Source organism: Sphingomonas sp. AX6, from assembly GCF_902506605.1.
Taxonomy (GTDB): Bacteria; Pseudomonadota; Alphaproteobacteria; order Sphingomonadales; family Sphingomonadaceae; genus Sphingomonas.
The window spans coordinates 2,561,440-2,574,115 of the sequence record NZ_LR733979.1 but is presented as its reverse complement, the minus strand read 5'-3'; the positions used below and the strand labels follow the sequence as shown (position 1 = coordinate 2,574,115).

Below are 12,676 nucleotides of genomic sequence, written 5' to 3'. Positions count from 1 at the left end.
GCTCCCCTAATTCCGATTATTGCCCCCTTTCTGACTCGGGTTGAGAACGTTATCAAATGATTTGTCGAGTCCATGCCTCCCGATCGGGTAGAGCGATAACGGGCTGACCAACGGGAGAGCGAGACATGAGCTTCATTTTATTCGCCTTGCAGGTGGCGGGCCTTGGCGCGACGAATTACGGCGTCGACGCGCCGATGACCGCGCCCGTGTCAGCCCCCGCTTTCGCCGAGGAGTTCGAGGAAGAAGACGTAGATCGCACCGTCTGGCGGTACGATGCGTCGCGCAACGCGCAAGGCTGGCATAATAACGAGCTGCAATATTATGCGGTCGCGCGCCCCAAAAATGCCAGGATCGAGAACGGTGCCCTGACCATCGAGGCGCATCGTGAGACGATGTCGAAAGCGATGTTCGCCGACTGGGGCGGTCAGGCGTACAGCTCCGCCAAGCTCGTATCGCACAAGCCGCTGGGCTATGGTTTTTACGAAGTTCGCGCCAAATTGCCCTGCGGTCGGGGCGCCTGGCCCGCGATCTGGATGCTGCCCGAAGGCGGCAGCTGGCCCGAGATGGGCGAGATCGACATCATGGAGATGGTCGGCTGGGACCCCAAGGTCATCCATGCGACGCTGCATTCCGGCACCTATAACCATGCCAAGGGAACCCAGCGCGGCGCACAGAAGCGCGTCGAGACCGCATGCAGCGAATTCCACACCTATCAACTCGACTGGCAGCCCGACGCGATCACGATCGGCATCGACGGCCGCGCGCACATGCGGGTGACCAACGACATGCCAGGCGACAAGGGCGCGTGGCCATTCGACCGGCCATTCCACCTGATCCTGAACCTCGCCGTCGGTGGCGATTGGGGCGGCCAGAAGGGCGTCGACGACAAGGCGTTCCCCATGCGCATGACGGTCGATTATGTGCGCCACTGGCCGGTCGAGGCCAAGGCCGAGCGCTAAGGCGTCAGGGCGTCGTCGTCGGCGAAGGTGCGTGCTGCGGTAACGCGCGCTCTTCGCTCCGCACGCCCAAAATCGCAAAGCCGCCGAGCAGGGTCAGGATCGCGAGCGCCAGCATGGCGGGGGTGAAGTCGTTGGGAGTTGCCAGCATCCAGGCGATCGCCGGTCCGATCAGCGACGGCGCGGTGTTGGCCAAATTGAGCAGGCCAAGATCGCGACCCCGATGCTGCGCGCTTGGCAGCAGCAGCATCGCAAAGCCGGCATGGAGCACCAGAAACACGTTCGACCCGAGTGCATAAAGGCCGTATCCGATCGCGCCCATCCGCCATTCGGTCGCTGCCGCCATCGCAACCAGGCCGCATGACGCGAGCATTGCCGCACCGAACAGGATGGGCTTTCGCCGCCGCGTGCGGTCCGACATCCGACCCAGCCCCACCGCAAGCGGCAATGACAGGATATAGACGAGGGTCATCAGCCGACTGACCCCCGATGCCGTATCGATCGGCATCCTCCCCGACGCCAGGCTCTCGAAATAATAATAGAGGTACAGGAGCAGGACCGTTCCGGCCACCTGAACCAGCAGCCGCGCCATCCAGGCGATCGTCAGATCGCGGCGCGCGAGGCGACGTTGGGGCTGCGATGCGGGCGCATCCGGCAGGAAGATGCTGCGCGTGAACAGGAGCGGCGTCACGCACACGGCAATGGCGACGGGCACCGCGAGGAACCGCGCCGTTTCGTCCAGTACCGCAAAGCCGACCAGCGCTGCGCCAAATGCGGAGGCAAGCGGCGAGCCCAATGCGAGCATTCCGCTTGCCACACCCTTTTGCGCATCGGGGATTTCGTCGGCCATGATCGCCGCCAGCGGGGCCAGCAACGCGTTGATCGCGAGTTGAACCAGGATCAGGGACGCCAGGATGGCAGCAGCAGTGGTCGCCACGGCCGCTGCGATATAGGCCGGGAACAACAAGGCGATACCGAAGATCACCCAGCCGCGCCGGGTACGGCCGCGCGCTACCGATCGATCGCTTAGCCATCCGAACAGGATGTTGGACCCGCTGGCGACGATCGCGCCGATGATCACGGTCGCGGTGAACACCCCCAGCCGCGCGTCGCCCGACACGTGTTCGATCCGCATCGGCAGCAGCAGGGACAGGAGCGGCAGATACGCGATCACCCCGCCCGCGCTCGCCAGCGCATACAGCATCAGAAATGCCGTCGAACGACGCGCAGGCGGAGGTGGGGCGACGGGCATTGCCGCGCCTTATCGGCGCATGGCAGCGGCGCGGCAATGCCCGTCAGGCCATGGTCAGGGCTTCATCGTCGCTGCGTCCAGCGTTACCGTCGATACCATCGACCGGTCGCCGGCATTCTTCGCCAGCGCGACCCGGTAGCGCCCGCCCGCGATCCGCCAGCCGGGCAGTCGCGTATCGTAATCGGCCACGATCCGCGGTTCGGCGGTCAGGGTTACGCGCCGGGTTTCGCCGGGACGCAAGTTTACCCGCTGAAACGCGGCAAGTCGCATTGGCTTCGATGCGCCCTCTTGCGCCACATAGAGTTGGGGAACATCCGCGCCTTCGCGCTTGCCCGTGTTGGTGACGTCGAACGTCATGCTGACCGTCTTGCCGCCGGAAACCACCGGATTGCGATAGGCAAAGTCGGTGTAGCTGAGGCCGTGGCCAAAGGCGAACAACGGGGTCTGGCCCTGCCGCTCATACCAGCGGTACCCGACATCGGCGCCCTCGACATAATCGACCGGATAGCTTTGCAACTGATAGGCCCCGGCATTGGCCGGGTTCGCCGCGGCCAGCGCTTCCAGGTCGGAGAATTTGTCGAGACCGACCGGACGCGCGCGCGGCGGCTGCCCGGCATGGGCTGGGAAGGTGATCGGCAGCCTGCCCGACGGATTGACCTGCCCGGTCAGGATGTTGGCGATCGCCTCTCCCCCGCGCTGCCCCGGATACCAGGCTTGCACGATTGCGGGCACCGATTTGATCCACGGCATCAACACCGGCCCGCCGGTTTCGAGCACGGCAACCGTATTGGGCTGGGCAGCGGCAACCGCGGCGATCAGCGCATCCTGTTGATGCGGCAGATAGAGGTTCGGAACATCCTCCGCTTCGGTCGTCCACTGGGTCGCAAAGACGATGGCGAGGTCGGCGGACCGGGCCGCTTCGGTCACCGCGTTCAGGTTGCGACCATCGACGAAGTCGATCTGCGCGTCGGGCAATGCTTTTCGCAACGCGGCAAGCGGCGAAGAGGCGTGATAGGTGATCCGCACGAAAGACGCGGCAGGGCCGCCGCTCAGCGGAATCTCGATCGGCGCACCGCCCACCGAGCGAACCTGGCTCGATCCGCCGCCCGATAGAACGCCCAGATCGGCCGCGCCGCCGATGACTGCAATCCGTCTGGCGGTTCGCGCGATCGGCAGCAGGTCGCGATCGTTCTTCAGCAGGACAATGCCGGCCTCCGCCGCGCGCTGGGCGACCTCAGCATTGCTGGCATAATCGATACGCTGGGCGGTTGCGGGGGCGGCGGTGTCGAACGCGCCGGTCGCGATCAGGCCGGTCAGATAGCGTGCGACCATGTCGTCGATCCGCGCCATCGTCACCCGGCCCGCCGCAATGTCGGCGCGCAGCGGCTTGTCGAAATAAACTTCGCGGTCGAGTTCCTGGCCCGATTGCTGGTCGAGCCCGGCATTGGCCGCCTTTGCCGACGAATGCACGCCGCCCCAATCGCTCAGCACCCAACCGGGATATTGCCAATCGCGCTTGAGCACCTGGTTCAACAGGAAGTCGTTCTCGCACGCCCAGTCGCCATTGACCTTGTTATAGGCGCACATGACCGAGGCGGGCTGTCCCTTCTCAATCGCGATCTGAAAGGCGAGCAGGTCGCTCATTCGCAGCGCCGCTTCGCCGATGCGGGCATCGAGCACCATGCGCCCGGTTTCCTGAGAATTGAGCGCGAAATGCTTGACGGTCGAGACGATCCGGTTGGACTGGACCCCTGCAATCTGGGCACCGGCCATCAGGCCCGACAGCAACGGATCTTCGCCCATATATTCGAAATTGCGTCCGCCCCACGGATCGCGAGTCAGGTTGACGCCCCCCGCCAGCAGCACGTTGAAGCGCTTGGCGCGCGCCTCCGCGCCGATCATCACGCCGCCTGCGCGGGCGATTTCCGGATCGAAGCTGGCCGCAGTCGCCAGCGCCGAGGGCAGGGCGGTTGCAACGTCGCCCTTTCGCTGTTCGACTTGGTTTGCCACGCCAAGCGACGCGTCGCTTTCACGCACGACCGGAATGCCAAGGCGGGGGACGCCGTCGATATGTCCGGCCGACGGAATCAGCTCATCGTCGGTCTTGCCCGCCGCCATCGGGGGGAAAAGACCGTGAAGGAGCGCGATTTTCTCGTCGAGAGTCATCCTGGCGACCAGCGCGTCTGCGCGCTTGCGCGTATCGGCGACGGGCGGACGGTCTTGCACGACGGAGACTGATTCACGCGCGATCGCATTCCCTGCCAGCATCGAACCGGCGGCTAGCGCGATGATTAGGCGACGGCTCATCCTGAATTCCTCCCCTGAACGCGACTCCCATATCTGGTAAGCCCTGGCACACCTAAAGCACAGTTATGGGAACGCTCACAACCCAGTGTTGCCGGGGAAACACATTTGTCGACGAAGCAGAGTGCGGCCTCTTGACATCGGACAAAGACAGGCAGAGTGAACGTTCTCATTTGAAAGTGACTCGATGCGGGGAACGGCCTGCGTCGATGAAGGGGAGGATTGGATGCGACGCTACAAAGCTCGTTCGATTTCGCGTTTTCTGGCGGGGGCTTCGGTCCTATCGACCATGGCCATATCGAGTGCGGCATTCGCGCAGGACACAGCAGCGACGCTCGGAAATCCCGGCCCGTCGGAAATCCAGGAACGGCCCCAGTCCGACGATAGTGGCACCGACGGCGATATTGTTGTTACCGGTATCCGCGCCTCGCTGCGCGAAGCCGTGGAGATCAAGCGCAACGCGCAGGGCGTGGTCGATGCGATTTCAGCCGAGGATATCGGCAAGTTTCCCGACACCAACCTCGCCGAGTCGCTTCAGCGCATCACCGGCGTGTCGATCGATCGGCAGAATGGCGAGGGATCGCTGGTCACGGTACGCGGCTTCGGCCCCGAATATAATCTTGTCACGCTCAACGGTCGCCAGATGCCGACTTCGTCGCTGGGTGATGGTGCCAGCCCGCCCGCCTCGCGTTCGTTCGATTTCGCGAACCTTGCTTCCGAAGGCATCTCGGCTGTCGAAGTCTATAAGACCGGGCGTGCGGCCGTGCCCTCGGGCGGCATCGGTTCGTCGATCAACATCTTGACGCCACGCCCGCTGGATCGCCCCGGCATGCGGGGTTCGATCGCCGCGCGCGGCGTGCTCGATTCGTCGCAGAATGACGGGCAGGACATCACCCCCGAAGTGTCGGGCGTGTTCAGCACCACCTTCGGCAGCAGCGACCAGTTCGGCATTCTGGTCTCCGGCGTCTATCAAAAGCGCAAGGCGAGCGTGAATTCCGGGCAGGTCGGTTTCGGCAACGCATTTCTGGGCACCGAGAACGACTGGGGTACGCTTGGGCCAGAGGGTCCGAACGTCGTCAATCGTCCCGGCCCGACGGATGTCTACGAAATTCCGCAAGAAGCGTCCTACTCGCTGACCGACATCGAGCGCGAACGCATCAATGGCCAGGTCGTGCTGCAATTCCGTCCGGTCGAAACGCTGACCGCGACGGTGGACTTCACCTATTCGCGCAACCGCGTCGAGGCGCGCAACAGCAGCGTCGGCATGTGGTTCAACTTCGGCGATACGTCGACCGAATGGACCGATGGCCCGGTTGCAGGGCCTGTTTTCTACACTGAGCGGTTCGGCCCCGGAAAGGATTTATCCTACAGTGGATCGTTGACCGCCAACGTGACCGAGAACAAATCGTGGGGCGGAAACCTGAAATGGGACGCGCCCGGTGGTGTCACGATGACGCTGGACGCGCATCATTCGACGGCGGAATCGCGTCCGACCAACCGCTTCGGCACGAGCACGTCGGTGGGTAGCGCGATCTTCGGCGTCGCGTCGCAGACCGTCGATTTCCGCAACGACCTGCCGGTTCTGTCCTATGTCATGCAACCGGGGATCGATGCGCTCGATCCGTCGCGCATCAATGCGACGGGCAACTCGTTCCGCAACGCCTATTTCCGCGACGAGATCAATCAGATCCGGCTGAACGGGCGTTACGACCATGATGGCGCGTTCCTGGATTCGATCGATTTCGGCTTCTCTTATATCGAGAACCACGTGCGTTCGGCCTATGGCTTCCTTCAGAACGATACCTGGGGTGGCGTCGGCACCCCTGCCGATCTGCCCGACGATCTGTTCGAGCTGGTCACGTTGCCTGACAAATTCCCCGATATCTCCGGTTCGGACCAGGGCATTATTCCCGCCTATTACCGGTTCGATTTCGAACGCATGGTCGATCTGCTCGACGATCGGTTCGGGATTTGCGGAGGCGACGGAAATTGCCTGGCGACCTACGACACGGATCGGCGGATTACCGAAAAAACGGTCTCGCCGTTCATCCAGTTCAATAACGAATTCGAACTGCTTGCCGGCCCGGCCCACATCATCGCGGGCGTGCGGTACGATCAGACCAACGTCAGCTCGTCGGCATTGACTCCGATTCCGGTCGGCACCGCGTGGGTCGCGGCGGGCGAGTTCAACATCATCTACGCCGCGGATTCGGATTTCGTGACTGCCAAGGGCAGCTACCAAAACTGGCTGCCCGCGATCGATTTCGACATGGAACCGGTCCAGGACGTGAAGCTGCGCGCCTCCTATAGCCACACGATCACGCGTGCGGATTATGGCTCGTTGCAGGGCGGGCGCACATTCAACCGCCAGTTCGGTATCACCGGCGGCGGCGGATCGCAGGGCAATCCCAACCTGATCCCTTTCCTGTCCAAGAACATCGATGTCTCGGCCGAATGGTACTACGACCTCAGCAGCTACATCTCGGCCGGCTATTTCCGCAAGAAGGTCAGCAACTTCATCAATTCGCAAGAAATTGAATCCTCGGCATTCGACCTGCGCAATCCCGCCGATGGTCCTCGTTTCCGTGCGGCCCAGGCGGCATTGGCAGGATCGGCATTGGCCAATGACGTACCGGCGCTGCGCAATTATATCCTGCGCAATTTTACCAACGGTGTGGAAGTCGCGCGGGATGCGGCAGGCAATCCGATCCTCGATCAGAACGGCTATTATACCGGTCGTATTCTGGGATTGCCCGAAGATGATTTGGTCACCTTCCGTGTCGGTACGCCGTCCAACTCGGACCAGACCGCGACCATCGACGGGTTCGAATTCGCGATCCAGCACAGCTTCTGGGACACCGGCTTTGGTACGATCCTGAACTATACGATCGTCAACGGCGATGCGCGGTTCGACAATGCGCTCGACCCCAATATCGGTCAGTTTGCGCTTGCAGGTCTGAGCGACAGTGCAAACGCGGTCGTGTATTACGACAAGAACGGTCTGCAGGCGCGTGTGGCTTATAACTGGCGCGATGAATTCTACGCCGGCGGCAATCCGAACCCGCTTTATGTCGAAGCCTATTCGCAGATCGACGCCAGCGTCAGCTACGAAGTCCGGCAGGGTCTGACCATCTTTGCCGAGGGCATCAACCTGACTGGGGAAAGCCGCCGCGGCCATCGTCGTTCGGACGAGTTCGTGACCTTCGCCCAACCAGGCTTTGCCCGCTATACCGGCGGCGTGCGTTTCAGCTTCTGATCGACCGGCCTGTCCGCCGCGCGTCGGGAATGCTTGCTCGAAAGGGTGGCTTTTCCGATACGCGGCGGGCAGGTTCGCAGGGGTGAACGGGACGGGCGATGCATAAGCGGGTGAACAGGATCGTGGTCGTCGGCGGGGGCACCGCCGGATGGCTGGCGGCCTGCCGGATCGCGGCCGCCGCCGATCCTGCCGCACCCGAACCGTTATCGGTGACGCTGATCGAATCGCCCGACCTGCCGATCATCGGCGTGGGGGAAGGCACCTGGCCGACGATCCGCGGGACGCTCGCCAAGATCGGGATCGACGAAGCCGAATTTCTGGACGCGACCGACGCCTCATTCAAACAGGGGTCGCGGTTCGACGGCTGGCGCGACGGGACGGCTGATGACAGCTACCACCACCCCTTCACCGCCCCGGTCGATGCCGCGCCGCGTGATCTGATCGCGCACTGGCAATCGGTCGGCGGTGCGTTCGCCGACGCGGTCTGCGCCCAGCCTCGCTTGTGCGCCCAGCATCTCGCGCCGCGCCAGCGTGCCATGCCGGGTTATGCCGGTGCCGTAAATTACGCCTATCACCTCGATGCGGTGAAGCTGGCCGACCTGCTGCGGCGCGTCGCGACCGAGCGACTGGGCGTGGTGCACCTTCGCGACCATGTGGTGGGCGTCGATGCTACCGATAACGGTGATATCTCCGCAGTACGGACGCGCGAATCCGGCAAGGTCGAAGGCGACCTGTTCCTCGACTGCACCGGCCATGCCGCGCTGCTGATCGGCGGGCATTATGGCGTGCCGCTGATCGACCGCAGCGGCGTGTTGTTCAACGACCGCGCGCTTGCAGTGCAGGTGCCCGTCGCATCCGATAGCCCGATCGCCGCGCAGACCAATGCGACTGCCCACGCCGCCGGATGGATCTGGGACATCGGCCTGCCCACGCGTCGCGGCATCGGCTGCGTTTATTCGAGCAGCTTTGCCAGCGACGACGACGCTGAGAAGACGCTTCGCGACTATTTGACGCGAACGGCGCCGGGCGTGGACCACGACGCGCTGTCGTTCCGTCGCCTGACGTTTCAATCCGCGCATCGCGAACAGTTCTGGCGGGGCAATTGCCTGGCGCTCGGACTTGCGGCAGGGTTTTTGGAACCGCTTGAGGCATCGGCGATCGTGCTGGCCGAATTGTCGATCGATGCGCTGCTTGACGGGTTTCCGGTCGACCGCGCAGCGATGGCGTTGCACGCAGACAGGTTCAACAACCTGTTCCGCTATCGCTGGGACCGGATCGTCGATTTCCTGAAGCTGCATTATGTGCCGAGCGTGCGGAGCGAACCCTATTGGCGGGCACACCGCGACCCAGATACGATCCCCGATCGGCTGCGCGAGTTGCTGGAAATGTGGCGGACGCAGCCCCCCAGCGCCGCCGACTTCCCCCATGCGGACGAGATTTTCCCGGCCGCCAGCTATCAATATGTGTTGTACGGCATGGGCGCGCCGCCACCGCTGGCGTCCGCGGTGCGCTCGCCCGCCGGTGGCGAAACCGTTGGCGATGCTGCGCAGAAAATGGCGCAGCGCGCCCGCGCGCTCGCCGCGAGCCTGCCCACCAACCGCGTCTATCTCGACGCGCTGCGCCGTTCCGAACCGCTTGTCCAAAAGGCCATTCATGTCTGATCATGTGCTGCTAAACGCCGAGGCACACCGCGACCTGCGCATCCGCCGAGAACGCTCTGCCGAACTGGGCGACGGGGTAATGACCGCGATGACGGTCCCCAACGAGTTTCGACGCGTCCAGGCCGATTATCCGATCCTGTTCCGCCGCAATCATGAACGCGGCGATGTCGTCGCACTTGCCATGTTCGGGTTCGAAAGCGGCGAGAATTTGTTCTTGCAGGACGACCGATGGGACGCCCGCTATCTGCCGCTGTCGATGGACATCCAACCCTTCCTGATCGGCGGCGCACCCGAAAGCGAGGGCGACAAGCAGGTGGTGATCGACCTGGCAAGCCCGCGGATCGCGGAAGGCGAAGGCGTCAGGCTGTTCGATCAGGACGGTCGGCCAACGCCCTATCTCGACACCATCGTCGAGCGGCTCGGCGTGCTGGATGCGGGGTATCAGGAATCGCGCGGCTTCTTCGCTGCGCTTGTGCGCTACGACCTGCTGGAACCCTTCACGCTCGACGTGACGCTCGACGATGGCGCCGCGCATCGCATGGTCGGATTCCACATTATCGACGAGGACAAGTTGCGCGGCCTGGACGCGGCGACGCTGGGTGACCTCAACCGCGAAGGGCATTTGCTGCCCCTGTTCATGGCGGTCGCATCGCTTGCCAACCTGCCGGCACTGATCGCGCGAAAGAACCGGCAGGTGGCAAGTGGCTGAAGCCGACGCACACAGGCTGGCCACACCGACAGCGGTAAACGAGGCGCGGGTCGCGGACACCGCCGCGCTCGACGCGCTGTTGCGCGACGCCGATCAGCCTTTCATCGTCCGCGGTCTGGTTGCCGATTGGCCGCTGGTGGTCGAGGGGCGCAAATCGCCGGGCGCGGCACGCGACTATCTGCTCGCGCACAGTCGCGACCGTGCCTTTTCGGTCTCGGTCGGCGCACCGGCCAGCGACGGACGGCTATTCTACGACGATGCGATGGGCATGAACTTTCGCATGATGTCGGCAGCACTCCCCGACATCTTCGCTCGGATGGCGGGCGGCGAAGCGGCGGGCGATGGCGACGCACCTACCCTGTATCTCGCCTCGGTCGACGTGCATGACTATTTCGACGGACTGCATGCCGCCAACCATGTCGATCTGGGCGACCGCGATGTGACCGCGAGCATCTGGATCGGGACGCGGACCCGGATCGCGGCGCATAACGACGTGCCGCACAATCTGGCATGTGTCGCGGCCGGGCGACGGCGGTTCACGTTGTTCCCGCGCGATCAGTACGCCAATCTTTATCTCGGTCCGCTCGACAATACGCCTGCCGGGCGTCCGATCAGCATGGTCGATTTCTTCGCACCCGATCTCGACCGCTTCCCTCGTTTTGCAGACGCGATGGCGGCGGCGCAGGTCGCCGATCTGGAACCCGGCGATGCGCTCTATATCCCGGCGATGTGGTGGCATCATGTCGAAGCGCTCGACCCATTCAACATCCTGGTCAATTATTGGTGGCGCGAAACCCCGCGCTGGCTGGCGCACCCGCAGGATGCGCTCAACCACGCGCTGCTTGCGATCCGCGAATTACCCGAGGATGAAAAGGCGCATTGGCGCGACCTGTTCGACCATTATGTCTTCGCCAATGACGAGGCGACCGTCGCGCATATTCCGTTTGAAAGTCGCAGCGTGCTCGCGCCGTTGACGCCGGACACCGCCGGACGTCTGCGCGCCTACCTCCTGCGGCAGTTGAGCCGATGAGAAGCGAGCATCCGATCAAGCGCATCGTCGTCGCAGGCGGCGGCACCGGCGGTTGGATGGCGGCCGCGGCCATCGCACGCACCATGGGCCGCGCGGCGCAGGTGACGCTGGTCGAATCCGAATCCATCGGAACGGTGGGCGTGGGCGAATCCACCATCCCGCCGCTGGTCACCTATAACCGGCTGCTCGGCATCAACGAGGCCGAGTTCATGCGCGCGACCAACGCGACGTTCAAACTGGGCATCCTGTTCGACGGTTGGAAAAACGGCAGCGACCGTTATTTCCATTCGTTCGGGCTGACCGGCAGGGATCATTGGGCTGCCGGGTTCCAGCATTACTGGCTCTATGGCCGAGAGCGCGGGCATGAAGCGTCGTACGACGATTACTGTCTGGAGCTGGTGGCGGCGATGGACGGCAAGTTCGCGCACCTGCCCGACAACGGCATGAACTATGCCTATCAGCTCGATTCCACGCTCTACGCTAAATTTCTGCGCACCATGGCTGAGGGCGATGGCGCAGTGCGGATCGAGGGGAAGATCGCACAGGTCGAACTGGACGGCGAAAGCGGCGACGTCGCGGCACTCGTGCTCGACCGCGGCGATCGGATCGAGGGTGACCTGTTCCTCGACTGCACCGGCTTTCGCGCGCTGTTGATCGACCAGGCGCTGCATGCCGGGTTCGACGACTGGACGCATTGGTTGCCGTGCGATTCCGCGATAGCGCTGCAAACCGAAAATGTCGGGCCGCCGGTGCCTTACACCCGCGCGATGGCGCATGATGCCGGATGGCAATGGCGTATTCCGCTTCAGCATCGCATCGGCAACGGCCTCGTCTGGTGCAGCCGTTACCTCGATAGGGACGCAGCGCTCGACCGGCTGCTCGGCAATGTCGAGGGCAAGGTGCTGACCGAGCCCAACCATCTGCGCTTCACCAGCGGCGTGCGGCGGCGGCAATGGTATCGCAATTGCATCGCGATCGGCTTGTCGGGCGGGTTCATGGAGCCGCTTGAATCGACCAGCATCCACCTGATCCAGCGCGCGGTATTGCGGCTGATCCGCATGATGCCGCTGGGGCCGGTCAATCCGAGCGATGTGGCCGAGTTCAACGAACAGCAGATGCAGGACATGCTGCAGATCCGCGACTTCCTGATCCTCCATTACAAGGCGACCGAGCGCCGCGATTCCCCGTTCTGGCGACAATGCGCGTCGATGTCGGTGCCCGATACGCTGGCGCAGAAAATGGAGCTGTTCCGCGAAACGGGCCGAGTCTTCCGCCGCAACGAGGAACTGTTTGCGGAAAATAGCTGGGTTCAGGTGATGATGGGACAGGGCATCATGCCCCGATCCTGGCACCCGATAGCGGCGAAACTGTACGACGACGATCTCGGGCGATTGCTGACCACCGTGCGCGATGGGGTCGTCCGCACCGTTGCCACATTGCCCGCACACGGGACGTATGTCGCGCGCTATTGCGGTGCCGCCACTAACGCTGCGACCGGGACGGACTAG

8 protein-coding genes are annotated in these 12,676 nt (G+C 63.5%); 6 read left to right on the top strand and 2 right to left on the bottom strand.

Annotated elements, in window-relative coordinates; genetic code table 11:
- The first annotated feature begins 125 nt into the window (after positions 1-125).
- Entirely contained in the window at positions 126-959 is an 834-nt protein-coding gene (locus ENHY17A_RS12420) for a glycoside hydrolase family 16 protein (protein WP_159713138.1), read from the top strand.
- 4 nt (positions 960-963) lie between these two features.
- Here the strand turns inward: ENHY17A_RS12420 and ENHY17A_RS12415 are convergent, their stop codons facing one another.
- Together ENHY17A_RS12415 and ENHY17A_RS12410 are read right to left on the bottom strand one after the other, a co-directional pair.
- Positions 964-2,208 carry an MFS transporter gene (locus tag ENHY17A_RS12415; RefSeq protein ID WP_236547936.1) on the bottom strand — a complete coding sequence of 415 codons (1,245 nt, stop codon included), beginning with the start codon at positions 2,206-2,208 and terminating at the stop codon, positions 964-966.
- 54 nt (positions 2,209-2,262) lie between these two features.
- Positions 2,263-4,515 (bottom strand): beta-glucosidase, encoded by a 2,253-nt coding sequence (locus ENHY17A_RS12410; protein ID WP_159713136.1) that lies wholly within the window; start codon positions 4,513-4,515, stop codon positions 2,263-2,265.
- 286 nt (positions 4,516-4,801) lie between these two features.
- Here ENHY17A_RS12410 and ENHY17A_RS12405 point away from each other — a divergent pair, with 286 nt between their 5' ends.
- From ENHY17A_RS12405 to ENHY17A_RS12385, 5 genes are all read left to right on the top strand, one after another.
- The gene (locus ENHY17A_RS12405) at positions 4,802-7,768 is read left to right on the top strand and encodes a TonB-dependent receptor (protein ID WP_236547934.1); all 2,967 of its coding nucleotides are present in this window, start codon (positions 4,802-4,804) and stop codon (positions 7,766-7,768) included.
- Positions 7,769-7,866: 98 nt separating this feature from the next.
- Entirely contained in the window at positions 7,867-9,429 is a 1,563-nt protein-coding gene (locus tag ENHY17A_RS12400; protein ID WP_159713132.1) for a tryptophan halogenase family protein, read from the top strand.
- A complete protein-coding gene (locus ENHY17A_RS12395; protein WP_159713130.1) occupies positions 9,422-10,138 on the top strand; it encodes a SapC family protein in 717 nt (238 codons plus the stop codon). The genes ENHY17A_RS12400 and ENHY17A_RS12395 overlap by 8 nt, the downstream gene beginning before the upstream one ends.
- Positions 10,131-11,168 (top strand): cupin-like domain-containing protein, encoded by a 1,038-nt coding sequence (locus ENHY17A_RS12390; RefSeq protein WP_159713128.1) that lies wholly within the window; start codon positions 10,131-10,133, stop codon positions 11,166-11,168. Before ENHY17A_RS12395 ends, ENHY17A_RS12390 begins: the two co-directional genes overlap by 8 nt.
- Positions 11,165-12,676, top strand: a complete 1,512-nt coding sequence (locus ENHY17A_RS12385; protein WP_159713126.1) for a tryptophan halogenase family protein — start codon at positions 11,165-11,167, stop codon at positions 12,674-12,676. The genes ENHY17A_RS12390 and ENHY17A_RS12385 overlap by 4 nt, the downstream gene beginning before the upstream one ends.

Bases quoted from the DNA above. Each gene is read 5' to 3' on its own strand.
- ENHY17A_RS12420 (WP_159713138.1), top strand. From the start codon at position 126: ATGAGCTTCATTTTATTCGCCTTGCAGGTGGCGGGCCTTGGCGCGACG.
- ENHY17A_RS12415 (WP_236547936.1), bottom strand. From the start codon at position 2,208: ATGCCCGTCGCCCCACCTCCGCCTGCGCGTCGTTCGACGGCATTTCTG.
- ENHY17A_RS12410 (WP_159713136.1), bottom strand. From the start codon at position 4,515: ATGAGCCGTCGCCTAATCATCGCGCTAGCCGCCGGTTCGATGCTGGCA.
- ENHY17A_RS12405 (WP_236547934.1), top strand. From the start codon at position 4,802: ATGGCCATATCGAGTGCGGCATTCGCGCAGGACACAGCAGCGACGCTC.
- ENHY17A_RS12400 (WP_159713132.1), top strand. From the start codon at position 7,867: ATGCATAAGCGGGTGAACAGGATCGTGGTCGTCGGCGGGGGCACCGCC.
- ENHY17A_RS12395 (WP_159713130.1), top strand. From the start codon at position 9,422: ATGTCTGATCATGTGCTGCTAAACGCCGAGGCACACCGCGACCTGCGC.
- ENHY17A_RS12385 (WP_159713126.1), top strand. From the start codon at position 11,165: ATGAGAAGCGAGCATCCGATCAAGCGCATCGTCGTCGCAGGCGGCGGC.